The 22,878-nt window shown below is 67.6% G+C and carries 22 protein-coding genes and 1 tRNA gene; 8 read left to right on the forward strand and 15 right to left on the reverse strand.

Features of this window, described 5'->3' with window-relative positions; translation table 11 throughout:
- The coding region (locus NFT33_RS16100) for a hypothetical protein (protein WP_251676870.1) at window positions 1-845 on the reverse strand (845 nt) is incomplete at its 3' end.
- Window positions 846-1,125: 280 nt separating this feature from the next.
- Window positions 1,126-2,649 (reverse strand): CoA-acylating methylmalonate-semialdehyde dehydrogenase, encoded by a 1,524-nt coding sequence (locus NFT33_RS16105; protein ID WP_251676872.1) that lies wholly within the window; start codon window positions 2,647-2,649, stop codon window positions 1,126-1,128.
- 129 nt (window positions 2,650-2,778) lie between these two features.
- Here NFT33_RS16105 and NFT33_RS16110 point away from each other — a divergent pair, with 129 nt between their 5' ends.
- Window positions 2,779-3,774: a LysR family transcriptional regulator gene (locus tag NFT33_RS16110; protein WP_251676874.1), complete on the forward strand. Its 996-nt coding sequence runs from the start codon at window positions 2,779-2,781 to the stop codon at window positions 3,772-3,774.
- A 236-nt stretch (window positions 3,775-4,010) separates the two neighbouring features.
- Here NFT33_RS16110 and NFT33_RS16115 read toward each other — a convergent pair whose 3' ends face one another.
- Window positions 4,011-5,318, reverse strand: a complete 1,308-nt coding sequence (locus tag NFT33_RS16115) for a D-amino acid dehydrogenase (protein WP_149504249.1) — start codon at window positions 5,316-5,318, stop codon at window positions 4,011-4,013.
- Window positions 5,319-5,453: 135 nt separating this feature from the next.
- Here NFT33_RS16115 and NFT33_RS16120 point away from each other — a divergent pair, with 135 nt between their 5' ends.
- The 3 genes from NFT33_RS16120 (at window position 5,454) to NFT33_RS16130 (ending at window position 8,371) form a co-directional block, all read left to right on the forward strand.
- Window positions 5,454-6,383: a LysR family transcriptional regulator ArgP gene (locus tag NFT33_RS16120; protein WP_149504250.1), complete on the forward strand. Its 930-nt coding sequence runs from the start codon at window positions 5,454-5,456 to the stop codon at window positions 6,381-6,383.
- A 43-nt stretch (window positions 6,384-6,426) separates the two neighbouring features.
- The gene (locus tag NFT33_RS16125) at window positions 6,427-8,034 is read left to right on the forward strand and encodes an alkaline phosphatase D family protein (protein WP_251676876.1); all 1,608 of its coding nucleotides are present in this window, start codon (window positions 6,427-6,429) and stop codon (window positions 8,032-8,034) included.
- Between the two features lie 88 nt (window positions 8,035-8,122).
- Window positions 8,123-8,371 carry a hypothetical protein gene (locus tag NFT33_RS16130; RefSeq protein ID WP_251676878.1) on the forward strand — a complete coding sequence of 83 codons (249 nt, stop codon included), beginning with the start codon at window positions 8,123-8,125 and terminating at the stop codon, window positions 8,369-8,371.
- A gap of 1 nt (window position 8,372) precedes the next feature.
- Here NFT33_RS16130 and NFT33_RS16135 read toward each other — a convergent pair whose 3' ends face one another.
- Both NFT33_RS16135 and NFT33_RS16140 read right to left on the reverse strand, forming a co-directional pair.
- The gene (locus NFT33_RS16135; protein WP_251676880.1) at window positions 8,373-8,795 is read right to left on the reverse strand and encodes a universal stress protein; all 423 of its coding nucleotides are present in this window, start codon (window positions 8,793-8,795) and stop codon (window positions 8,373-8,375) included.
- Window positions 8,796-8,884: 89 nt separating this feature from the next.
- Window positions 8,885-9,646 (reverse strand): UPF0149 family protein, encoded by a 762-nt coding sequence (locus NFT33_RS16140; RefSeq protein WP_251676882.1) that lies wholly within the window; start codon window positions 9,644-9,646, stop codon window positions 8,885-8,887.
- 92 nt (window positions 9,647-9,738) lie between these two features.
- Here NFT33_RS16140 and NFT33_RS16145 point away from each other — a divergent pair, with 92 nt between their 5' ends.
- Window positions 9,739-10,329, forward strand: a complete 591-nt coding sequence (locus tag NFT33_RS16145; protein WP_251676884.1) for a cob(I)yrinic acid a,c-diamide adenosyltransferase — start codon at window positions 9,739-9,741, stop codon at window positions 10,327-10,329.
- A 15-nt stretch (window positions 10,330-10,344) separates the two neighbouring features.
- Here NFT33_RS16145 and NFT33_RS16150 read toward each other — a convergent pair whose 3' ends face one another.
- The 3 genes from NFT33_RS16150 to tldD form a co-directional block, all read right to left on the reverse strand.
- Entirely contained in the window at window positions 10,345-10,662 is a 318-nt protein-coding gene (locus tag NFT33_RS16150; protein WP_251676886.1) for a hypothetical protein, read from the reverse strand.
- Window positions 10,663-10,717: 55 nt separating this feature from the next.
- The gene (locus NFT33_RS16155) at window positions 10,718-11,836 is read right to left on the reverse strand and encodes a 3-deoxy-7-phosphoheptulonate synthase (protein WP_251676888.1); all 1,119 of its coding nucleotides are present in this window, start codon (window positions 11,834-11,836) and stop codon (window positions 10,718-10,720) included.
- A gap of 320 nt (window positions 11,837-12,156) precedes the next feature.
- Window positions 12,157-13,620, reverse strand: a complete 1,464-nt coding sequence (tldD, locus tag NFT33_RS16160; RefSeq protein ID WP_251676890.1) for a metalloprotease TldD — start codon at window positions 13,618-13,620, stop codon at window positions 12,157-12,159.
- 149 nt (window positions 13,621-13,769) lie between these two features.
- Here tldD and NFT33_RS16165 point away from each other — a divergent pair, with 149 nt between their 5' ends.
- On the forward strand, window positions 13,770-14,969 hold the full coding sequence (locus NFT33_RS16165) for a DNA polymerase Y family protein (RefSeq protein WP_244954535.1): 1,200 nt from the start codon (window positions 13,770-13,772) through the stop codon (window positions 14,967-14,969).
- Here NFT33_RS16165 and NFT33_RS16170 read toward each other — a convergent pair.
- The 7 genes from NFT33_RS16170 to petA form a co-directional block, all read right to left on the reverse strand.
- Window positions 14,936-15,382, reverse strand: a complete 447-nt coding sequence (locus NFT33_RS16170; protein WP_220785504.1) for a YbaN family protein — start codon at window positions 15,380-15,382, stop codon at window positions 14,936-14,938. The two genes, NFT33_RS16165 and NFT33_RS16170, sit on opposite strands and share 34 nt — an antisense overlap.
- 66 nt (window positions 15,383-15,448) lie before the next feature.
- Window positions 15,449-15,524, reverse strand: a tRNA-Thr gene (locus NFT33_RS16175).
- Between the two features lie 81 nt (window positions 15,525-15,605).
- Window positions 15,606-16,127 carry a ClpXP protease specificity-enhancing factor gene (locus NFT33_RS16180; RefSeq protein ID WP_149504260.1) on the reverse strand — a complete coding sequence of 174 codons (522 nt, stop codon included), beginning with the start codon at window positions 16,125-16,127 and terminating at the stop codon, window positions 15,606-15,608.
- A gap of 58 nt (window positions 16,128-16,185) precedes the next feature.
- On the reverse strand, window positions 16,186-16,800 hold the full coding sequence (locus tag NFT33_RS16185; protein WP_037478668.1) for a glutathione S-transferase N-terminal domain-containing protein: 615 nt from the start codon (window positions 16,798-16,800) through the stop codon (window positions 16,186-16,188).
- 162 nt (window positions 16,801-16,962) lie between these two features.
- Window positions 16,963-17,745 (reverse strand): cytochrome c1, encoded by a 783-nt coding sequence (locus NFT33_RS16190; RefSeq protein ID WP_149504261.1) that lies wholly within the window; start codon window positions 17,743-17,745, stop codon window positions 16,963-16,965.
- A gap of 31 nt (window positions 17,746-17,776) precedes the next feature.
- Window positions 17,777-19,180, reverse strand: a complete 1,404-nt coding sequence (locus tag NFT33_RS16195; RefSeq protein WP_251676892.1) for a cytochrome b — start codon at window positions 19,178-19,180, stop codon at window positions 17,777-17,779.
- Between the two features lie 17 nt (window positions 19,181-19,197).
- Window positions 19,198-19,794, reverse strand: coding sequence for a ubiquinol-cytochrome c reductase iron-sulfur subunit (petA, locus tag NFT33_RS16200; RefSeq protein ID WP_220785502.1), 597 nt, complete (start codon window positions 19,792-19,794; stop codon window positions 19,198-19,200).
- A gap of 354 nt (window positions 19,795-20,148) precedes the next feature.
- Between petA and mscL the strand changes: the two genes are divergently transcribed.
- Entirely contained in the window at window positions 20,149-20,571 is a 423-nt protein-coding gene (mscL, locus tag NFT33_RS16205; RefSeq protein ID WP_309296161.1) for a large conductance mechanosensitive channel protein MscL, read from the forward strand.
- 194 nt (window positions 20,572-20,765) lie between these two features.
- Complete coding sequence (locus NFT33_RS16210; protein ID WP_251676894.1) at window positions 20,766-22,865, forward strand: putative bifunctional diguanylate cyclase/phosphodiesterase; 2,100 nt, start codon at window positions 20,766-20,768, stop codon at window positions 22,863-22,865.
- The last annotated feature ends 13 nt before the right edge of the window (window positions 22,866-22,878 follow it).

Genomic DNA, 22,878 nt, shown 5'->3' on the forward strand with positions numbered 1-22,878 from the left:
TCTCCCAGGCCCTCTACCGCAACGCTCTTTGCCTTGATCTCGTGCTCAACTATGCGGGCGTCAGGGAGCAGTGAACGGCCCTGATTCTCCGACTCTCCCTGCGGAAATAGAATATCTCTCGGATACTTAACTTGAAAACCAAAGCGATAGTTTTCATAAACCCCATCTGAGTCATTTTTCTCAAATTCATTTAATTTAAATGGCACTTGTTCAGAACGAACACCGCCCACTGAAGAAGCCGGAGATATTGAAACACTTTCACTTGATGTTTTATATGATGACTGAAAGACCAAAAAAGTAATTGCCACTATTGCAGCAAGCGATACACCAGCCCACAATGCAGCCCATACAGAAGTTGACTCTCGCACACTTTCTCTTGATTTATCATATATAACCAACTCTACTTGAGGCACTGTATCTGACTCGACAGGATTGCTCGGCTCCAAGTTTTGGACCACCAGCCTACAATATAAGTAATATGCAACAAGTAATCCAATGGATGGCCAAAGTATCAGCCCTAAATTACGTTCCCCATCGTCCTGCCACAAGGATGCAGCAATAATCCACAGGCAAGACAAAAATATCACAAACCGAGACTTATATTCTATGCCCCACCAGCCAGACTTAACTCGATCAAGTCTTTGGCCAAACGAATATTTTGGTTTACTAGTTTTTAACCATGTTCCAAATTTAAACGTTGCGACAGCAACGCCCACTCCAAAAAATCCAACAAAAATATCAAACCCGGGCATCACACCCACAAAAACAGCAACAATCCTGATTGTTGCAAAAATAAACCAGACAACAGACAACGCTCGAAGAAAAGTCCCAAAGATTTTTCTCATGAACCACCATGAATTTTAAATTTGTACAAAAATCATCATCCAAACAAAACTTGGCATCACCCCAATTCTACCGCCACTCAATTCAAGACAATAAATTACTATTGATCGCCACCTCCGCACCACCGCAGCACTCAATAGTGCCGGAGCAAAGCAGATTCACCACAGAGAACACCGAAAAATTTGCGAATTCCATCACGGAAATGAAAATCGGCTGGGGAGCGCAAACTCCCCAGCCGATTTTCATTTTCTGGCTGGCTGACAACCCGTCAGCCGCCCCGCCTCACTTCGCCGTCGGCATCACGAACTCGGCGCCCTTGCCAATGCTCGCCGGCCAGCGCTGCATGATCGACTTCTGCTTGGTGTAGAAGCGCACGCCCTCTTCGCCGTAGGCATGCATGTCGCCGAACAGGCTCTTCTTCCAGCCGCCGAAGCCATGCCAGGCCATCGGCACCGGGATCGGCACGTTGATGCCGACCATGCCGACCTGGATGCGGCGCGAGAACTCGCGCGCGGTGTTGCCGTCGCTGGTGTAGCAGGCCACGCCGTTGCCGAACTCGTGCGCGTTGATCAGGTCGACCGCCTCGGCGAAGGTGGCCACGCGCACGCAGCCCAGCACCGGGCCGAAGATCTCTTCCTTGTAGATGCGCATCTCGGGCGTCACGCGGTCGAACAGCGTGCCGCCGGTCCAGAAGCCGTTCTCCAGGCCGGCCGGGCGGAAGCCGCGGCCGTCGACCACCAGCTCGGCGCCCTCCTCCACGCCCAGCGCGATGTAGCCCTCGATGCGGTCGCGCGCCTGCGCGGTCACGATCGGGCCCATCTCGGCGTCGAGGTGCATGCCGTCCTTGATCTTGAGCGCGCGGGCGCGCTCGGCCACCTTCGGCACCACCTTGTCGGCGATCTCGTCGCCGACGAAGACCGCCACCGAGATCGCCATGCAGCGCTCGCCGGCCGAGCCGTAGGCCGCGCCGATCAGCGCGTCGACCACCTGGTCGACGTCGGCGTCGGGCATGACCACCATGTGGTTCTTCGCGCCGCCCAGGGCCTGCACGCGCTTGCCGTGGTGGGCGCCGGTCTCGTAGATGTACTGCGCGATCGGGGTGGAGCCCACGAAGCTGACCGCCTTCACATCCGCATGGTTCAGCAGCGTGTCGACGGCCAGCTTGTCGCCCTGCACGACGTTGAAGACGCCGTCGGGCAGGCCGGCCTTCTTGAGCAGCTCGGCCATGAGCAGGCTGGGGCTGGGGTCGCGCTCGCTGGGCTTGAGCACGAAGGTGTTGCCGCAGGCGATCGCCACCGGGAACATCCAGCACGGCACCATCACGGGGAAGTTGAACGGCGTGATGCCGGCGACCACGCCCAGGGCCTGGCGCATCGTCCAGTTGTCGATGCCGGTGGAGACCTGCTCGGTGTAGTCGCCCTTCATCAGCTGCGGGATGCCGCAGGCGAACTCGACGATCTCGATGCCGCGGGTGACCTCGCCCTGGGCGTCGGTGAAGACCTTGCCGTGCTCGGCGGTGATCATCGCGGCCAGCTCGTCGCGGTGCTCGTTGAGCAGGGCCAGGAAGTTGTTCAGGATGCGCGCACGGCGCACCGCCGGCGTGTCGGCCCACGCCGGAAATGCGGCCTTGGCCGCGGCGATCGCGGCCTCGACCTCGCCCTGCGTGGCCAGCACCACCTCGCGCGCGACCGCGCCGGTGGACGGGTTGTAGACGGCCTGCGAGCGGCCGCTGCTGCCGGCGACGATCTCGCCCTGGATGTAGTGGCCGACAGGCGCGGTGCGGGTGAACGGGGTCGGTGCGGACATGGCGTGCTCTCCTGGAGGAATGGAGCGCAGTCTAGGCAGGCCACCGGAGGCTGAACAGCCCTCGGCGATGGATACACTGTTCATCGGAACGAACAATCATTCGAGAAAACCCGGAACAAAGGAGCTGGCGTGACGCTTCAGGATGACCCGCAGGCCCGCCGCCTCGACACGCTGTGGTCGCCGATCCATGCGCTGACGGTGCTGGGCGATCTCGGCAGCTTCACCGCCGCCGCGCAGCGCCTCGGGCTGAGCAAGGCCGGCATGAGCCAGCGCATCGCCGATCTGGAGCGTGCCGCCGGCGTGCCGCTGGTGCAGCGCACCACCCGCAGCGTGCGCCTGACCGAGGCCGGCCAGCAGCTGGTCGACAGCACGCGCGATGCCTACAGCCAGATCGAGCGCGGCTTCGCGCAGGTCAAGGATCTGGCGGCAGTGCCGCGCGGGAGGCTGCGACTGACGATGCCGGTGGCGCTCGGGCGGCAGATCATCGTGCCGCACCTGCCGGCCTTCCTGCAGGCGCATCCCGAGGTGAAGCTGGAACTCGACCTGTCGGACCGGCTGGTCTCGCTGGCGCAGGAGGGCTTCGATCTGGCGATCCGGCACACCGGCCACCCGCCGGAGACGCATGTGGCCTGGCCACTGCGCCCGACCCGGGCGCTGCTGCTGGCCACACCCGGCTATCTGGCCCGGCGCGGCACGCCCGAGCATCCTTCGGACCTGGCAGCGCATGACTGCCTGCACTACCTGCGCCCCGGCGAGACGCCGGCCTGGCAGTTCCGCCGGCGAGACAGGGGCCCCGCTGGCGCGCAGGCACCGCATGTGACCGTCGCGGTGCGCGGCCCGTTCAGCGCCAACAACAGCGAGGTGCTGCGCGAGGCCGCGCTGGGCGGCCTGGGCATCGCGCTGCTGCCCGACTTCAGCGCCGACGTCGCGCTCGCCCGCGACGAGTTGGTCGAGGTGCTGCCGCAATGGCAATGCGTCGGCGCCTTCGGCGAGCAGCTCTGGGCCATCCGGCCCTACAGCCCGCATGTGCCGCGTGCGGTCCATGCCCTGGTGACCTATCTGCGCGAGACGCTCGGGCAAAAAAAAACCCACCAACGAGGGTGGGTTGATGGACGCTCCGGATGAGCGCCGTTGGGAAATCCTGAGTCCCGACCACGGAATCCTGTATGTTTTTTTTCAGATTCTCGTGTGTCAGGGGCGGATTTTCGTGGTACCGCGTGACAGCTGATGAAGTGACTTTATGGGGGGGGTCCGAGAGCGCACATCCCCACAAAGGATGAACTGGAAAAGGACGAAATTCATCGCTTCTGTGTTAACAGTCAGTCACCTTTCCAGCCGATTCAAGTCATCATCACCGCGAATCAGGCAGCAACCGCCTTGAAACGCCCCTGAACCTCGCGGTACCCAGTGAAACCGAAGGCCAGCGCCGGCTGACGGCCGCTGATCAGCTCGGCCAGCGCGCGGCCCGAGCCCGCGCCATGCGTCCAGCCCAGCGTGCCGTGGCCGGCGTTGACCCACAGACCTTCGACCTTCGTGCGGCCGATGTACGGGATGTTCGTCGGCGTGCTCGGGCGCAGGCCGGTCCAGTAGTTCGGCTCGCTGGTGTCGGCCACGCCGGGGAAAAGCTGCTCGAAGCGCCGGCGCAGCGACTCGCAGCGCGCACGGGCCACCCGGCCGTCCAGGCTCGTGTCGTAGCCGGCCAGCTCGGCGGTGCCGGCCACGCGGATGTGGTCGCCCAGGCGCGAGATCGCGATCTTGCGGGTGTCGTCGAGCAGGCTGACCACGCTGGCGCGCTTCGGATCGCGCAGCCGGAAGGTCGCCGAGTAGCCCTTGGCCGGATAGATGTTCAGATCGACACCGACGCCGCGCAGCAGGGGCGCGGTGTACGAGCCCATCGCCGCGACCACCGCGTCGCCCGCGATCGTGCGGACCTGCGGATGGCCGACGCGGCGCACCCGCACCTGCCTGACCGCGCCGCCGATGCGCTCGAGCGGCAGCACCTCGTGCTCGTACAGGAAGGTGGCGCCGCGCTCGATGCAGCGCCGCGCCAGCTGCTGGGTGAAGACGCAGGCGTCACCCGACTCGTCCGACGGCGTGAAGGTGCCGCCGGCGATGTTCGGCGCCCACGAGGCCAGCGCCGGCTCGACGCGCAGCACCTCCTCGCGGCTGAGCACGCGGCGGTCGACGCCGTAGCGGCGCATCAGCTCGGCGCCGGCCGCGCCCGACTCGAAGTCGGCCGGGGTCGAGAAGAAGTGCAGGATGCCGCGCTCCAGGCGCTGGTACTCGATGCCGGTGGCCGCGACCATCGACTTCAGCGTCTCATGGCTGTAGCTGCCCAGCGCGACGAGCTGGCGCACGTTGCGCTCGAAGGCCGCGTCGCTGCACTGGCCCAGGAAGGACAGGCCCCAGCGCCACTGCTGTGGATCGAGCTTCGGGCGAAACAGCAGCGGCGACTCGTCGCTCATCAGCCATTTCATGACCTTCAGCGGCGCACCGGCATTGGCCCAGGGCTCGCAGAAGCTGACCGAGATCTGCGCGCCGTTGGCGAAGCTGGTCTCCAGCGCGGCATCGGGCTGGCGCTCGATGACGGTGACTTCATGGCCGAGCTCCAGCAGGTGCCAGGCGGTGCTGACGCCGATGATGCCGGCGCCGAGGATGGTGACTTTCATCGTGATCTCCTTGCCGGTCAGGCGCGGTGCGGCAGCGACGCTGCTCCCCGGCTCCGGGCGATGACGCGATGGTGACAGCGGCCGCCCTCGATCAAAAGAGACATGAATTTGTTTCAGGTTTGATAATCGGTGCTTATGAAAATGCTCGACCCTGCCGCCCTCGACTGCCTGGCCGCCCTGGTCGATGAAGGCAGCTTCGAGCGCGCCGCGCACCGGCTGGCGATCACCCAGAGCGCGGTGTCGCAGCGGCTGCGCGCGCTGGAGATGCAGATCGGCCAGCCGCTGGTGGTGCGCTCGCGTCCGCTGCGGCTCACCGGCCCGGGCCAGGTGCTGCTGCGCTACGCGCGCCAGCTGCAGGCGCTGCGCAGCGATGTCGCGCGCGATCTGGGCGAACGCATCGATGTCGAGGACCGGGTGCCGATCGCGGTCAATGCCGACAGCCTGGCGACCTGGGTGCTGCCGGCGCTGCAGCCGCTGGTCGACGACGGCATCTCGCTGGAGCTGATCGTCGACGACCAGGACTTCACCCATGACTGGCTGCGCGAGGGCCGGGTGCTGGGCTGCGTGTCGACGCTGGCGGAGGCGCTGCGCGGCTGCCGGGTCACGCCGCTGTGCACCATGCGCTATGTCGCGGTGGCCAGCCCGGCCTTCGTCGAGCGCATGATCGGCCCGCGCGGGCTGAGCCACCGCCATCTGGCGCAGGTGCCCTTCGTCGTCTTCAACCGCAAGGACGACGCGCAGGCGCAGTGGGTGGAGCGGGCGCTCGATCTGCCCTCGCCGCGGCTGCTGCAGCGCTATGTGCCGTCGTCGGAGGCCTATGTCCAGGCGGTGGAGCGCGGCTGGGGCATCGGCGTGGCGGCCTGGCCGCTGGTGCGCTCGCGGGTGGAGGCCGGCCAGCTGCAGCTGCTGCGCCCCGAGGTGCATGTGCCGGTGGACCTGCACTGGCATCAGTGGAAGCTGGCCGATGCGGTCTCGGCCGGCACCGCCCGGCCGGGCCTGCTCGAGCGCATCGGCGCGGCGCTGGCGGCAGGAGTTCCGCAGGACGGCCCGGTGCGCATGAGCTGATCGGTCTGGAGCGTGCGGCGCCTGACTATTATTGCGGCGCACCATGAACCCTTCCCCCCTCTCTCGCCGCGCGACCCTGCGGGAACTGTCGCGCTGGGCCGCGCTCCTGGCCGCACAGCGGGTCGCGGCCGCACCGGACCTGTCGCTGCCGCGCCAGGAGCGCCCGCACTTCGGCGCCGACCCGTTCACGCTCGGCGTGGCCAGCGGCCAGCCGCGGCCGAATTCGGTGATCCTGTGGACCCGGCTGGCGCCGCAGCCGATGGCGCCGCGAGGCGGCATGCCACGCGCGCTGGTGGCGCTGCAGTGGCAGGTGGCCGAGGACGAGGGCTTCTCGCGCCTCCGGCGCAGCGGCACCGTCTGGGCCGATCCGGCGCAGGCCCACAGCGTGCGGGTACACGCCGACGGGCTGACACCAGGGCGGATCTGGTTCTACCGCTTCATCGCCGGCAATGCGGTCAGCCCGACCGGTCGCACCCGCACCGCACCGGCCGAGGACGCGCCCGTCGATCGGCTGCGCCTGGTGCTGGCGTCCTGCCAGCACTACGAGCAGGGCTGGTTCGTCGCGCAGCGCGAGATCGCCGGGCTGGACATCGACTTCGTGCTGTTCACCGGCGACTACATCTACGACAACCCCTGCGCACGCCGACTGCGGGTGCGCAGCCACGAGACCGGCCAGCATCCGTCGGGCCAGGCCTTCTCGCTGCCGCAGTTCCGCTGCCGCCACGCGCACTACAAGCTCGATCCGGACCTGCAGGCCGCGCACCGCGCGCATCCGTGGATCCTGGCCTGGGACGATCACGAGGTCCGCAACGACTACGCCGGCCTGCGCGGCGACGATGATTTCGACCTGCCCCCGGCAGAGTTCGTGCGGGTGCGCGCGCATGCCTATCAGGCCTATTTCGAGCATCTGCCGCTGGCGCTCGACCAGCAGCCCGGACCCGGCGGCATGCGCATGCATGACCGCTTCACCTGGGGCCGGCTGGCCGAGCTGTGGACGCTGGACGGTCGCCAGTACCGCGACGTGCAGGCCTGCAACGAGGACGGCCGCTACAACGGCCATCTGCGCTGGAACTGCGACGCGGTGTCCGCCCCCGGCCGCTCGCTGCTGGGTGCAGCCCAGCGCCAGTGGCTGCAGCAGGGTCTGGCCGGATCGCGGCGGCGCTGGAAGCTGATCGGCCAGTCGACGCAGATGAGCCCCTGGGGCCTGCCCGCACCTGACGGACGCCGGCTGGTCTTCACCGACGGCTGGGATGGCTATGCCCGGGAACGCGCCGCGCTGCTGGGCTTCATCGGTAAGCAGCGCATCGACGATGTCGTCGTGCTCGGCGGTGACGTGCACCGGCATGTCGCCGCGCAGCTGCGCGCCCGCCCGGGAGATCCGCGCTCGCCGGTGGTCGCCAGCGAGTTCGTCGCCACCTCGCTGACCTCGGCGGGCATGCCGCAGTCGACGATGTCGCTGATCCGCCGCGCCAACCCGGACATCCTGCACGCCCGCAGCGATGTCAGGGGTTACATGCAACTGGAAGTGACGGAGCGCTCGCTAAACTGCATCGCCAGGGCGACGGATTTTCCGGTGCTGCCGCATTCACGGATGCGCACGCTGGCCCGCTTCCATGTCGAGGCGGGCCGGCCCGGACCCCAGGTCGGCTGACGCCGGCCGACGGACCGGTCCGACGCCCTGGAGACCGGTCCGTCCGTGCAGTCGACGGGCCGCGGCAGGCAGTCTCGGGAGATCGGCAATGACGACGATGAAGCGTTCGCTGACCAGCTGGCTGAGCTGGCCCTCATGGAAATCAGGCCGTGCCAGGCCGGCGCCGGAGAGGCGCCGCTCCGAGGACTGCGCCGACTACGGCACCGCCTTCGGCCTGGACATGAGCTTCGGCCCGCAGACTGCAGACACCCTGCCCCAGGGCGATCAGGACCGGCGCGACCGTCAGCGGCCCGCGCCGGAGGGCCTGGCCGATCCCGGATCGGAGTCGAAGGGCTGATTCAGCGGATCAGCAGCACCGGCACCTTGCAGTGCGCCATCACCTTGGTGGCGACCGAGCCCATCACCAGGTTGCCGAGCGTGCCGTGGCCATGCGAGCCCATCATCAGCAGGTCGAAGCTGCCCTCGCTCGCGGTGGCGGCGATGGTGTCGGCGATGTGGCCGGTCTTGCTGAGGAAGGTCGCCTTCAGGCCCTGCTTGTCCAGGAAGGTGCGCAGCGGGTGGAAGACCTTCTCGCCCTCGTCGGCGTAGTAGGCGTTCAGCAGTTCGCGATCCAGCACCGCGGCCGCGCGCGGCGGCACCGGCGGCACCACGGTCAGCACGGTGTACTCATGCTTGGCGCCGAGCCACTCGTCGTGAGCCGCCCAGTAAGCGACCATGCGGCGGGTGAATTCGCTGCCATCGACGGCGACCAGAATCTTCATGCGAGTCTCCTTGCGGGGTGAGTCCACGGGCCTCGAGGACCCGACGGACCCAGTCTGTCAGCATGAAGTCAGTCCGGCCTTGACCCGGATCAACTCTGGTCGCGGCCGTGGCACTGCTTGTACTTGCGACCACTGCCGCACGGGCAGGGGTCGTTGCGGCCGACCTTGGGCGCGCCGCGACGCACCTGCGTGACCTTCAGCCGCTCGGCGCGGCCGATGTCGGCCAGTTCGACCACATTGCCGACCAGATCCTCGATCGCCGCGTCGAGCGACTTCAGCGGATGCTCCTGGTCGAGCGCCTTGGTGTAGGCCTGCTCGTCCTCGCTCTGGTCGGGCAGATGGCGGCGCAGGCAGGCCAGCAGGTCCGGAATGTCCGGATGAGGCAGGTCCTCCAGGCCCGGGAAATGGTTGAGCGCATGCTCGAAGCCGATGATCCACGGCCCCAGCGCGCCCTCGATCTGGGCGCGGCCGGTCAGCGGCTCGTCATCCTCGCCGAGCGGCTGCATCACCACCGGATCGAACCAGCCGTCCTCGACCATCTGGCGGTTCAGGGCGTCGAAGCGACGCTGCACCAGCGCGAGCAGGCGCTCGTGACGCGCACCATGCCAGCCCGCGGTGTCCGGCGCGAGCACCGCGCCGCCGCCCTGCTCCTCGTCGCCGAGGTTCCAGTCGCAGGCCGGCGGCAGCCACTCGGCGATGTCGACGGGCACAGGCTGAGCCAGCACGCCGCAGAGATAGCCATCGAGCATCACCACATCGAGCGCCTCCAGCGGAGCCGGGATCTGGGCCAGCAGGTCATCGAGTTCGCCGATCTCGGCATCGGTGAGGTCGTTCTGGGACGGTTGGGACATGGAAAGAGCTTTCGGAATTCGTGACAGATCGTGCTTGCTGCGTATTGTGCCCGCCGCGGCCGGGGCCAGGGACAAGCCGTTAGGATGCCGGCATGGGACATCGACTCACACAGATCAGCACCCGCACCGGGGACGACGGCACCACCGGCCTGGGCGACGGCACGCGCGTGCCGAAGGACCACCTGCGCATCGCGGCGATGGGCGACGTGGACGAACTCAACTCTCAGATCGGCGTGCTGCTGGCCGAGCCGCTGCCGGCCGAGGTGCGCGAGCTGCTGGTCGTCATCCAGCATGAACTCTTCAACCTCGGCGGCGAGCTGTGCATTCCGGGCCATGCGCTGCTGAAGGACGAGGCGGTGCTGCGCCTGGACGAGGCGCTGGCGCATCACAACGCGCAGCTGCCGCGGCTGCAGGAGTTCATCCTGCCGGCCGGCACCCGCAGCGCTGCGCTCGCCCATGTGGCGCGCACCATCGCCCGGCGCGCCGAGCGTGCGGTGGTGACGCTGCAGCGCTCCGGCGAAGAGGTCCGCAGCGCACCACGCCAGTACCTGAACCGGCTGTCGGACCTGCTGTTCGTGCTGGCGCGGGTGCTCAACCGCGCCAACCTCGACGGGCTGGGCGGCGACGACGTCTACTGGAAGAGCGAGCGGCTCGCCCGCCAGCAGGACGACAACACCGCCTGAGGGTCCGGGGAAGACTCAGAAGCTGGCCCGGCCCTCGACGATGTCGAGCCGCACCGCCTGCCGACCGGTGGCGGCGCAGGCCGCGGCAGCCAGCCGGGCAGCCCAGGCCGGATCGCCCTCCGGCCCGAAGGTCCGGGCGCCTGCCGCATCCGCCACCGCCAGCAGCTTGTCGGCAGTCAGCACCTTGCCGGAGGCGCGCAGCGGCTCGCAGTCGAACTCGAGGAACTGCTCGTCGAGCCACTGTCGTGCCGCATCGGCAGCGGGCAGCGGCTCGGCGGCGGCAACGACGAACTCCTGGTCGGGAGAGAAGCGAACGGTCAGGCTGCCAGTCATGTCGGGGTCTCCTGTCTCCGAGAGATGATGCAAGGATCCCCCTGATCCTAGCGGCTCAGCTGCGGCGGGCCAGGATCGAGCGGTGCAGGATTTCCAGCACTTGCTCGGAATCGTCCCATCCGATACAGGCGTCGGTGATGCTGCGGCCGTACTCCAGCTTCGAGGCGTCGTCCTTGCCCGGCGAGAACTTCTGCGCGCCGGCCTTCAGATGGCTCTCGACCATCACGCCGAAGACGCTGCGGCCGCCCGCGGCGATCTGGTCGGCGATGTCGCGCGCCACGTCGATCTGGCGCTCGTGCTGCTTGCTGCTGTTGGCGTGGCTGCAGTCGACCATCAGCGTGGCCGGCAGCTTGGCGGCCTCCAGGTCCTTGCAGGCGGCCGCGACGCTGGCGGCGTCGTAGTTCGGCGCCTTGCCGCCGCGCAGGATGACGTGGCAGTCGGTGTTGCCCTTGGTCTCGACGATCGCGACCTGGCCGTTCTTGTGCACCGACAGGAAGTGGTGCGGGCGGGCTGCCGCCTGGATGGCGTCGGTGGCGATGCGGATGTTGCCGTCGGTGCCGTTCTTGAAGCCGATCGGCGCCGACAGCCCCGAGGCCAGCTCGCGGTGGACCTGGCTCTCGGTGGTGCGCGCGCCGATCGCGCCCCAGGCGATCAGGTCGCCGATGTACTGCGGCGAGATCACGTCGAGGAACTCGCTGCCGGCGGGCATGCCGAGGCGGTTGATGTCGATCAGCAGCTGGCGCGCGATGCGCAGGCCCTCGTCGATGCGGTAGCTCTCGTCCAGGTACGGGTCGTTGATCAGGCCCTTCCAGCCCACCGTGGTGCGCGGCTTCTCGAAGTAGACACGCATGACCACCTCCAGCGTGCCCTTGTACTTCTCGCGCAGCGGCTTCAGGCGGCGGGCGTACTCCAGGGCGGCGGCCGGATCGTGGATCGAGCACGGGCCGATGATCACCAGCAGGCGGTCGTCACGGCCCTGCATGATGTTGCGGATCGACTGGCGGGTCTCGCTGATCAGGCTCTCGATCGCGGTGCCGCGGATCGGGAAGAAGCGGATGAGGTGCTCGGGCGGGGGCAGCGGGGTCACGTCCTGGATCCTTTCGTCGTCGGTCTGCGAGGTCTTGTCGACGGGCGGATACCAGGCATCGGTGCCGGAAGCGGTCTTGGCGTTCATCTTCGTGTTCCTGGGAGAGTCGTGTGTCGGGTGTCGGATGCCGATTCGGGATGCGGAAGACCGGGGCTCCGGGCGGCGGCCAAAAAAAAACCGCCGGGGATCCGGCGGTTTCCTTGGAGCGCTTGCGGGCTTTTCAGCTACGCGTGGGCCTCTCCTCCGCCGGTGCGGTGCGAGAACCAAAAGTAGCCAAAAAAGAAGGCAAAACGCTTCATGGGGGTCGAATGTAGAGAGGCCGAGCGGCCGCGTCAACCGGAAATCCCTGGACTGGGGGCGATGTCGGCTCCGGGCGACGCAGGCGCAAGCCTGTCGTCAGGCCCGGCTCAGGCCGTGCCGCCGACGGTCAGGCCGTCGATGCGCAGCGTCGGCTGGCCCACGCCCACCGGCACGCTCTGGCCGTCCTTGCCGCAGGTGCCCACACCCGAGTCCAGCTCGAGGTCGTTGCCGATCATCGACACGCGCGTCATCGCCTCCGGGCCGTTGCCAATCAGCGTCGCGCCCTTGACCGGGTAGAGGATCTTGCCCTTCTCGACCCAGTAGGCCTCGCTGGCCGAGAAGACGAACTTGCCGCTGGTGATGTCGACCTGGCCGCCGCCGAAGTTGGTGGCGTAGAGGCCGCGGTCGATCGAGGCGATGATCTCCTCGCGCGATCGGTCGCCGGCCAGCATGTAGGTGTTGGTCATGCGCGGCATCGGCACATGGGCGTAGCTCTCGCGCCGGCCGTTGCCGGTGGGCTTGACCTTCATCAGCCGCGCGTTCATCGCGTCCTGGATGTAGCCCTTGAGGATGCCGTCCTCGATCAGCACGTTCCTCTGGCTGACATGGCCCTCGTCGTCGATGTTGAGCGAGCCGCGGCGGTCGGCGAGGGTGCCGTCGTCGAGCACGGTCACGCCCTTGGCGGCGACGCGCTCGCCGATGCGGCCCGAGAAGGTGCTCGAGCCCTTGCGGTTGAAGTCGCCCTCCAGGCCGTGGCCGACCGCCTCGTGCAGCAGCACGCCCGGCCAGCCGGGGCCGAGCACCACCGTCATCTCGCCGGCCGGCGCCGGACGGCTCTCGAGGTTGGTCAGCGCCGAGCTCACCGCCCGGTCGACATAGTCCTGCAGCAGCGAGTCCTGGAAGTAGCCGAAGCCGAAGCGCCCGCCGCCGCCGGCCGAGCCGACCTCGCGCCGGCCGTTCTGCTCGGCGATCACCGTGACCGACAGGCGCACCAGCGGGCGCACGTCGGCTGCCAGCGTGCCGTCGGCGCGCGCCACCAGCACCACGTCGTACTCGCCCGCCAGGCCGGCCATGACCTGCACCACGCGCGGATCCTTGGCACGCGCCATGCGCTCGATGCGCTCGAGCAGCGCCACCTTCTGCGTGCTGTCGAGCGTGGAGATCGGATCCAGGTCCGGGTAGAGCCGGCGGCTGGGCGCCACCACCTGCGGCGTATCGACCTTGACGCGCCGGCTCTGGCCGGCCGCGGCAATGGTGCGCACGGTGCGTGCCGCATCCAGCAGCGCCGCCTCCGAGATGTCATCCGAATAGGCGAAGGCGGTCTTCTCGCCGGCGACCGCGCGCACGCCCACGCCCTGGTCGATCGAGAAGCTGCCGCTCTTGACGATGCCCTCCTCGAGGCTCCACCCCTCGCTGCGGGTGTACTGGAAGTACAGGTCCGCATCGTCGACGCGGTGCGCCGACAGGGTGTTGAGCGCCCGCGTCAGCGTGGCCTCGGTCAGGCCGAACGGGTCCAGCAGCAGCCGGCGGGCGGTGGCCAGCCGCTCCAGGGTGGGTTCGCGAGAGATCATGCGATGCATTCTAGGTCCGCCACAATCGGCACATGCACGATGCGGATGGCGACCCGACCCGGAAATTTCACGATGCCAGTGCAGTGCAGGCGCACACGCCGCCGCCCGCGCCACCGACCTCGCCTGCCCGCCTGATCGCGCACCTCGACATGGACGCCTTCTACGCCTCGGTCGAGCTGCTGCGCCGGCCAGAGCTGCGCGGCCGCGCGGTGGTGGTCGGCGGCAGCCGCGCCCGCGCCGCGCGCTTCGAGGACGGCCACTGGCCGCGCCTGGGCGACTACGCCGGCCGCGGCGTGGTCACCACCGCGACCTACGAGGCGCGCGCCCGCGGCATCCATTCCGGCATGGGCCTGATGAAGGCCGCCGCGCTGGCGCCGGACGCGGTCCTGCTGCCGGCCGACTTCGACGAGTACCGGCGCCTGTCGCGCGCCTTCAAGGAGGCGGTGGCCGAGCTGGCCCCGGCGATCGAGGACCGCGGCATCGACGAGATCTACATCGACCTGAGCGCTGTGGCGCGCGCGCACGAGCCGCTCGGCCACGACCCGCTGGGCGGCGCACGGGCGCTGGCCCAGGACATCCGCAACAACGTGCGCACCGCCACCGGCCTGAGCTGCTCGATCGGCCTGGCGCCGAACAAGCTGCTGGCCAAGATCGGCAGCGATCTCGACAAGCCCGGCGGCCTGACGGTGCTGACCGCCGCCGACCTGCCGCTGCGGATCTGGCCGCTGCCGGTGCGCCGCATCAACGGCATCGGCCCGAAGGCCGGCACGCGGCTCGAGCAGCTCGGCATCCAGACCATCGGCGAGCTGGCCGCCTGCACGCCCGACTGGCTGGTCGAGCACTTCGGCCGCACGCAGGGGCTGTGGATGCACCGCAGCGCCCACGGCCTGGACGACCGCCCGGTGGTGACGCACAGCGATCCGGTGTCGATGAGCCGCGAGACCACCTTCGATCGCGACCTGCACCCGCGCCACGACCGCGAGCAGCTCGGCGCCCTCTTCACCCGGCTGTGCGAGCAGGTGGCGGCCGACCTGCAGCGCAAGGGCTGGGTCGGGCGCACCATCGGCATCAAGCTGCGCTTCGACGATTTCCGCACCGTCACCCGCGACCTGACGATCGAGCTGCCGACGGCAGACGCCGCGCTGATCCGCCGCGCCGGCGGCCTGTGCCTGAAGCGCGTCAGCCTGAACCGGCGCCTGCGCCTGCTCGGCGTGCGGGTGGGCACGCTGTCGCGCGCCGATGCGCAGCCGCCGCGGCCGCGGCCGAAGCGCCCGCCCCCGATGCCGCAGACCGCTCCAGCGGACGCGCCGCTGACTCAGACGCTGCCGCTGTTTCCGGACGAGTCCTGAAGCGGCAGATCCTCGCGCGCAGGCAGCCGCGCCATCCACAGCGCCACCAGCGCGCAGCAGAGCGCCGGCAGCCACTGCAGCCGCGGCAGCGACCAGGCCGCCACGACCGATCCGATCGCCATCATCGCGAAGGCCAGCCAGCGCGCCCGGCGCGGAATGGCACGGTGGCGACGCCAGTCGCGCACCATCGGCCCGAAGGTGCGGTGGGACAGCAGCCAGCGCTCGCAGCGGGTGCTGCCGCGCGAGAAGCAGGCTGCGGCCAGCAGCACGAAGGGCGTGGTCGGCAGCAGCGGCAGGAAGATGCCGACCACGCCCAGCAGCAGCGCGACCAGCCCGGCCGACAGCCACAGCGCCCGCCACCAGACAGGCCGACGCGGCAGCTCGGCCGCGCTTGCTTGTGTCCTCAGATTCACCGCGAACGCTCTCCGCAAGAAAGAAGCCCGCGCCTCCGGTGGGAGACGCGGGCTTCATCGTAACCCTGGTGCCGACTATCCGAATCGAACGGATGACCTACTGTTTACAAGACAGTTGCTCTACCAGCTGAGCTAAGTCGGCGGGGAGCCGGATTGTAGTGAAAAAGCGCTCCGAGGTGTCAGGCCCGAGCCTGCTGCACCTGCGGCCGCCTCGCTTGCAGCCTCACTTGATGCGCTTGAGCGACGGCCGTGCGCCCGCAGGCGGTGCGGCCGGCGGCGGCTCGTCGCCACCCGCATCCGCGTCGGCGGGCATCTCTGCGGCGGAGGCAGGAGCCGGCGCCAGTCGCAGCCCGGCGCTGGGCGCCGGTGGCTCGGGCGTCTCGGCCGGGGCCTGAGGCTCGAGATCGGTCGGGCCCTCGGGCATCGGAAAGGCCATGCCCTGGCCGTTCTCGCGCGCGTAGATCGCGATCACATGGTCGATCGGCACGACGATGTCGCGCGCGACGCCGCCGAAGCGGGCCTTGAAGTCGATCACGTCGTTGCCCAGGCGCAGGCCGCTGGTGGCATCGAAGCTGACGTTCAGCACGATCTCGTTGTTCTTGACGAACTCCATCGGCACGCGCACCGAGGAGTCGACATGAACGGCGAGCAGCGGCGTGAAGCCGTTGTCGATGCACCAGTCGTGCAGCGCACGGATCAGGTAGGGACGGGTCGAGGTGCCCTGGGAATCGTGATCGACGGACATGCAGCGGTGCGCTCAGGCAGAAGTGGATCCGGGTCGGCAGCGGGAACGGCAGCGCGGCTTACTTGCGCATCACCTTCTCGGACGGCGTCAGCGCCTCGATGTAGGCCGGGCGCGAGAAGATGCGCTCGGCGTACTTCAGCAGCGGCGCGGCGTTCTTCGACAGCTCGATGCCGTAGTAGTCCAGGCGCCACAGCAGCGGCGCGATCGCCACGTCGAGCATCGAGAAGTCCTCGCCCAGCATGTAGCGGTTCTTCTGGAAGATCGGCGCGAGCTGCGTCAGCCGGTCGCGGATCTGCGAACGCGCACGCTCCAGGTCCTTCTCGGTGGCCTTGACGCCGCCGCGGCCCTCGAGCAGGTTGACATGCGTGAACAGTTCCTTCTCGAAGTTGAACAGGAACAGGCGCACGCGTGCACGAGCCACCGGGTCGCCCGGCATCAGCTGCGGATGCGGGAAACGCTCGTCGATGTACTCGTTGATGATGTGCGATTCGTACAGGATGAGTTCGCGTTCGACGAGGATCGGCACCTCGTTGTACGGATTCATCAGCGCGATGTCCTCGGGCTTGGCGTAGAGATCGACGTCACGGATCTCGAAATCCATGCCCTTCTCGAACAGCACGAAACGGCAGCGATGCGAGTAGGGGCAGGTCGTGCCGGAGTAAAGCACCATCATGGCGGAGATCGCTCCTCGAAGAGAAGACAGAGCTCTGGAACCGAACTCTGAAAAACAAAAGCGCGCAGAGGGCCTCGATGGGCACTCTGCGCGGTGACACCGGCCCGAGGCGCCGCACGAGGCGGCCGCCCGGATCCGGCGCCGGACACCGGGAACGTCAGCTTACTTGACGTCCTTCCAGAAGGCTGCATTCAGACGCCAGGCGATGACGGTGAACACGGCCAGGAACAGCAGCACCCAGACACCCAGCTTGGTGCGCAGGCCCTGGTTGGGCTCGCCCATCCACTGCAGATAGGCGACCAGATCGCCGACCGCCGAGTCGAACTCCTGCGCCGACATCTTGCCCGGCTTGATCTGCTCGAAGCTCTTGAAGGCGTGCGTGACCTTGCTCGGGTCATGCGGATCCTTGACCTCCTCGAAGATCGCGCGGCGCTCGCCCTGCAGTTCCCACAGCACATGCGGCATGCCGACGCTCGGGAAGGCCAGGTTGTTCCAGCCGGTCGCCTTGGTCTCGTCGCGGTAGTAGGTGCGCAGGTAGGTGTAGAGGTAGTCCGCACCGCTGCCGGCATGGCTGGCACGCGAGCGGGCGATGACCGTCAGGTCCGGCGGCGTCGCGCCCAGCCAGTCCTTGGCCTGGCGTGCGTTCAGCGAGACGTTCATCAGGTCACCGACCTTGTCGGTGGTGAACAGCAGATTGTCCTTGATCTGCTGTTCGGTCAGACCGATGTCCTGCAGCCGGTTGAAGCGCATGAACGCGGCGGCATGGCAGTTCAGGCAGTAGTTGACGAACAGCTGGGCGCCACGCTGCAGCGCGGCGGTGTCGTGCAGCTTCTCGGTCGGGAACTTGTCCAGCTGCACCGCGGCGCCACCGGCGGCATGAGCCGGCGTCAGCGCGGTCAGGCAGGCCGACGCCGCCACGAGCAGGGAAGCGATGAACTTTTTCATGGTTGTCTGGGCTCCGTGTCGTGGGCAGGCATCAGTGCGGCTGGAAGGTCACGCGGTCGGGGACCGGCTTGAACTCGCCGATCTGGCTCCACCACGGCATCAGCAGGAAGAAGCCGAAGTAGAACAGCGTGCCGACCTGGGCGATCAGCGTGCCGATGTCGGACGGCGGCTGGATGCCCAGATAGCCCAGGACCAGGAAGAACACGACGAAGACACCGTAGAGCGTCTTGTTCCAGGTCGGACGGTAGCGGATCGACTTGACCGGGCTGCGGTCCAGCCAGGGCAGGAAGAACAGGATGATCACGGCACCGCCCATCACGACCACGCCCCAGAACTTCGCGTCGAAGGTCTTGAGCAGGCCGCAGACGACCACCGCACCGACCAGCACGCCGACCTTGGCCTTGCTCGGCAGATTGCCCTTGAGCACCGCCATCACCGCAGCCAGGCCGATGATGACCACCAGCACGTTGATCATCACGTCGGTGGTGGCACGCAGCATCGAGTAGAACGGCGTGAAGTACCAGACCGGCGCGATGTGCGGCGGGGTCTTGAACGGGTCGGCCGGGATGAAGTTGTTGTACTCGAGGAAGTAGCCGCCGAACTCGGGCGCGAAGAACACCACGCCGGTGAAGGCCATCAGGAAGACGGTCACGCCCAGCAGGTCATGCACCGAGTAGTACGGGTGGAAGGGAATGCCGTCGAGCGGGATGCCGGTCTTCGGGTCCTTCTTGGCCTTGATCTCGACGCCGTCCGGGTTGTTCGAGCCCACTTCATGCAGAGCGATGATGTGAGCGGCCACCAGACCGATCAGGATCAGCGGCACGGCGATGACGTGGAAGCTGAAGAAGCGGTTCAGCGTCGCGTCCGACACCACGAAGTCGCCACGGATCAGCAGCGCCAGGTCCGGGCCGACGAAGGGCACGGCGGCGAACAGGTTCACGATCACCTGCGCGCCCCAGAAGGACATCTGGCCCCAGGGCAGCAGATAGCCCATGAAGGCCTCGGCCATCAGCGCCAGGAAGATCGCGCAGCCGAACACCCACACCAGCTCGCGCGGCGAGCGGTAGGAGCCGTAGATCAGGCCGCGGTACATGTGCAGGTAGACCACCACGAAGAACGCCGAGGCGCCGGTGGAGTGCATGTAGCGGATCAGCCAGCCCCAGGGCACATCGCGCATGATGTACTCGACCGAGGCGAACGCGAGGGCCGCGTCCGGCTTGTAGTGCATGACCAGGAAGATGCCGGTCACGATCTGGATCACCAGCACCAGCAGCGCCAGCGAGCCGAAGAAGTACCAGAAGTTGAAGTTCTTCGGGGCGTAGTACTCGGACAGGTGTTCCTTGTACAGCTTGGACGCGGGGAAGCGGTTGTCCACCCAGGTCAGCAGCTTCTCGCCTGCGGAGGCGTCCGGGGGAGCGACTTTGAATTCAGCCATGTTGGACCTCAGTTCCTTCAAGCCTTCTTGTCTTCACCGATCAGGATCGAGGTGTCCGACAGGTACATGTGCGGCGGCACCTCGAGGTTGTCCGGCGCCGGCTTGTTCTTGAACACCCGGCCCGCCAGATCGAAGGTGGAGCCGTGGCAGGGGCAGAGGAAGCCGCCCTTCCAGTCGTCCGGCAGCGAGGGCTGCGGACCGGCCTGGAACTTGTCGGACGGCGAGCAGCCCAGGTGGGTGCAGATGCCGATGACGACCAGGTATTCGGGCTTGATCGAGCGCGGGGTGTTGCGCGCGTACTCCGGCGTCGGATAGGCGGTGCGCACCGACTCCGGATCGGCCATCTCGGCGCTCAGCGCCTTCAGGGCCTCGAGCTGCTCGGGCGTGCGACGCACCACCCAGACCGGCTTGCCACGCCATTCGACCGTGATCTTCTCACCCGGCTTGAGTGCGCTGATGTCGACCTCGACGGAGGCGCCGGCCGCCTTGGCCCGCTCCGACGGCGTGAAAGTGCTGACGAAAGGCACGGCGGTTGCCAGGCCGCCTACGGCGCCTGCGCAGCCCGACGCGATCAGCCACGTCCGCTTGGCCTGGTCGACTTGCTGGTCACTCATGTTATTCCTCGGGAAAAGATCCGGTCTCTGAGAGGGGGGCAACCCCTAATTCTAGCCCAGCCCGAAGGGGCTTCTCCACATTCGGCAACACCCAGCCCTGTCTGTGGCACCGCCAAGCTGAGGCAAAAACAACACGCTCAGGAGCACGGCCTGTCCCGGCTGTGGCCCTGCTCATGTCGCCTTCATGCCAGCCTCCAGCCCCGACCTAATGATGGTTGACGTGGCGCTGACAGCGGCAATACTTCACGAGGCGTGACAAAGAGGCACGCCCACTTCCAGACCCCGAGCTTCACCAAGATTCATTTCCGCGGGAAACCACGGGCGCCAGCGCCCGACACCACAGGAGCAACAACCATGGGCATGATGAGCGAATTCAAGGATTTCGCCCTCAAGGGCAATGTGATGGACCTCGCCGTCGGCGTGATCATCGGCGGCGCGTTCGGCAAGATCGTCGACTCGGCGGTCGGCGACGTGATCATGCCGATCGTCGGCAAGATCTTCGGCGGGCTGGACTTCAGCAACGCCTTCATCCCGCTGGCCGGCCAGACCGCCACGACGCTGGTCGAAGCCAAGAAGGCCGGCGCGGTGCTGGCCTACGGCAACTTCTTCACCATCGCGATCAACTTCATCATCCTGGCCTGGATCATCTTCATGATGGTCAAGGGCATGAACCGCCTGAAGAAGGCCGAGCCGCCGGCGCCGCCCGCCCCGCCGGCACCGACGCCCGAAGACGTGGTGCTGCTGCGCGAGATCCGCGACGCGCTGAAGAAGCGCTGAGCACACGCGGCCCAGCCGCAACGCGGTGACACATGACGGCGCGCCCCGGTTCGGGGCGCGCCGTTCTTCTTGTGGCCTGCCCGCGACAGGAACTCGAAATTACCGTGGTATTTTTTTGCATTTGAAGTCTGTCCCCATTATTTTAGCGTAACTTGCCCGGTAATTTGTCACGCCACTTGGGGGAGATCGTCGGCATGGAAGCGGCATTCCTTCCCGCTCAACAGAATTTCAGCCTTCACGCACTGGCCGCACACCGTCAAGATGGGAATGCCGCGAGTGACAGTCCAGCGACAGCCCACGCCAGCGCCCATGTCACGCCGCTGCAGCGGCTGCGCACGCCGGTCTGGCTCTACGACATCGACCAGGGCCGCGTGCTCTGGGCCAATGAGGCCGCGCTGGGCCTGTGGTGCAGCGACAGCCTCGAGGAGCTGCGCCAGCGCGACATGGCGCAGGAGATGTCGCCGACCATCGCGCAGCGGCTGCGCCAGCTGCAGCAGGACTTCCGGCTGCATGACCGCAGCAGCACCGAGCTGTGGACGCTCTATCCGCGCGGCATGCCGCGCACCGTCGACATCGTCTGCACCGGCTGGGTGCTGGACGACGGCCGCATGGGCATGCTGTGCGAGGCCATCGGCGAATCGATGACCGACGCGGTCACGCTGCGCAGCGCCGAGGCGATGGTGCACACGCCCGTCATGGTCACGCTCTACAGCGTGCGCGGCCGGGCGCTCTACCGCAATCCGGCCGCGCGCTCCACTGTCGATCATCCGGATGCCGGCGCGCGCAGCCGGGTGCTCGACCGGCGCGAGCTGCGCCAGATCGTCGAGCAGCTGCACCGCAGCGGCCAGGCCCGCGCCACCACGCAGGTCAGCACCAGCCTGGGGCCGCGCTGGCACGACATCTCGGTGCGGCTGTGCCGCGATCCGGTCGAGGGCCGCCAGGTCTTCCTGGTCAGCGAGATCGACATCACCGAGCTCAAGCAGGCCGAGGCGCGTGCGCACTGGCTGGCGATGCGCGACACCCTCACCGGCCTGCCCAACCGCAGCTTCGTCTCGCGCGACTTCCAGCAGCGCCTCGACGGCCTGCACGCCAGCGGCGGCGAGGCGGCGCTGATCTTCATCGACCTGGACCGCTTCAAGGCGGTCAACGACTCGCTCGGCCATGACATCGGCGACCGGCTGCTGGTGGAGATCGCGCAGCGCCTGTATGCCACGCTGGACACCGATGATCTGGTCGCACGGCTGGGCGGCGACGAGTTCCTGGTGCTGGTGTCGAACCGCGACGGCGACATCGAGCGGCGCACCCGCCAGCTGGTGCGCCGGCTGCAGGCCGAGCTGGGCCGCACCGTGATGATCGGGCGGCTGCAGATGCAGGTCACGCCCTCGATGGGCATCTGCCGCTTCCCGCGCGACGGCCATGACATCGACGCGCTGCTGCGCAATGCCGACCTGGCGCTCTACCGCGCCAAGGAGGCCGGCGGCAACGGCGTGGGCTGGTTCACGCCGGAGCTGGTGCGTCTGGCCCGCGAGCGCATCCAGCTCGAGCAGGATCTGCGGGTGGCCGTCGAGCGCCACCAGTTCGAGGTGCACTACCAGCCGCGGGTGCAGGTCGGCAGCGGCCATCTGGTGGGCGCCGAGGCGCTGGTGCGCTGGCGCCATCCGCGCCGCGGCCTGGTCGCGCCGGATGTGTTCATCGGCCTGAGCGAGGAGACCGGCCTGATCCGCTCGATCGGCGCGATGGTGCTGGAGAAGGCCGCGCGCCAGCAGGTGCTGTGGCAGTCGCTGGGACGGCGGCTGCGCATCTCGGTGAACCTGTCGCCGCGCCAGTTCGGCGATCCGGGCCTGGTCGACACCATCGCGCGCATCGTGCGCGACACCGGCTGCGACCCGCAGCAGATCGAGCTGGAGATCACCGAGTCGGTGATGCTCGGCCAGGACGAGTCCACCAACCGGGCGCTGCACCAGCTCGCCGACATGGGCTTCCGGCTGGCGATCGACGACTTCGGCACCGGCTACTCCAACCTCGCCTATCTGCAGCGCTGCCCGATCAGCACGCTGAAGATCGACCGCTCCTTCATCGCCGGCGACGACGGAGTCAGTCCGCTGGCGCGGCTGGTGATCACGATGTGCCGGATGCTGGGCATCGAGACGGTGGCCGAGGGCGTCGAGACCGAGGCGCAGCTCGACTGGCTGCGCACCCAGGACTGCGACGAGTACCAGGGCCACCTCTGCAGCCCGGCGCTGCCGGCCGACCAGTTCGAGCGGCAGATGCTGACGATGGCCGGCCCGGCCTGAGCCAGGAACCGGG

This window comes from Sphaerotilus sp. FB-3 (assembly GCF_023706025.1).
Lineage (GTDB): Bacteria > Pseudomonadota > Gammaproteobacteria > Burkholderiales > Burkholderiaceae_C > Sphaerotilus > Sphaerotilus sulfidivorans.

Coding starts and splice junctions, on each gene's coding strand:
- NFT33_RS16105 (WP_251676872.1), bottom strand. CDS start 2,649: ATGTCCGCACCGACCCCGTTCACCCGCACCGCGCCTGTCGGCCACTAC.
- NFT33_RS16115 (WP_149504249.1), bottom strand. CDS start 5,318: ATGAAAGTCACCATCCTCGGCGCCGGCATCATCGGCGTCAGCACCGCC.
- NFT33_RS16120 (WP_149504250.1), top strand. CDS start 5,454: ATGAAAATGCTCGACCCTGCCGCCCTCGACTGCCTGGCCGCCCTGGTC.
- NFT33_RS16125 (WP_251676876.1), top strand. CDS start 6,427: ATGAACCCTTCCCCCCTCTCTCGCCGCGCGACCCTGCGGGAACTGTCG.
- NFT33_RS16130 (WP_251676878.1), top strand. CDS start 8,123: ATGACGACGATGAAGCGTTCGCTGACCAGCTGGCTGAGCTGGCCCTCA.
- NFT33_RS16135 (WP_251676880.1), bottom strand. CDS start 8,795: ATGAAGATTCTGGTCGCCGTCGATGGCAGCGAATTCACCCGCCGCATG.
- NFT33_RS16140 (WP_251676882.1), bottom strand. CDS start 9,646: ATGTCCCAACCGTCCCAGAACGACCTCACCGATGCCGAGATCGGCGAA.
- NFT33_RS16145 (WP_251676884.1), top strand. CDS start 9,739: ATGGGACATCGACTCACACAGATCAGCACCCGCACCGGGGACGACGGC.
- NFT33_RS16150 (WP_251676886.1), bottom strand. CDS start 10,662: ATGACTGGCAGCCTGACCGTTCGCTTCTCTCCCGACCAGGAGTTCGTC.
- NFT33_RS16155 (WP_251676888.1), bottom strand. CDS start 11,836: ATGAACGCCAAGACCGCTTCCGGCACCGATGCCTGGTATCCGCCCGTC.
- tldD (WP_251676890.1), bottom strand. CDS start 13,620: ATGATCTCTCGCGAACCCACCCTGGAGCGGCTGGCCACCGCCCGCCGG.
- NFT33_RS16165 (WP_244954535.1), top strand. CDS start 13,770: ATGGACGCCTTCTACGCCTCGGTCGAGCTGCTGCGCCGGCCAGAGCTG.
- NFT33_RS16180 (WP_149504260.1), bottom strand. CDS start 16,127: ATGTCCGTCGATCACGATTCCCAGGGCACCTCGACCCGTCCCTACCTG.
- NFT33_RS16185 (WP_037478668.1), bottom strand. CDS start 16,800: ATGATGGTGCTTTACTCCGGCACGACCTGCCCCTACTCGCATCGCTGC.
- NFT33_RS16190 (WP_149504261.1), bottom strand. CDS start 17,745: ATGAAAAAGTTCATCGCTTCCCTGCTCGTGGCGGCGTCGGCCTGCCTG.
- NFT33_RS16195 (WP_251676892.1), bottom strand. CDS start 19,180: ATGGCTGAATTCAAAGTCGCTCCCCCGGACGCCTCCGCAGGCGAGAAG.
- petA (WP_220785502.1), bottom strand. CDS start 19,794: ATGAGTGACCAGCAAGTCGACCAGGCCAAGCGGACGTGGCTGATCGCG.
- mscL (WP_309296161.1), top strand. CDS start 20,149: ATGGGCATGATGAGCGAATTCAAGGATTTCGCCCTCAAGGGCAATGTG.
- NFT33_RS16210 (WP_251676894.1), top strand. CDS start 20,766: ATGGAAGCGGCATTCCTTCCCGCTCAACAGAATTTCAGCCTTCACGCA.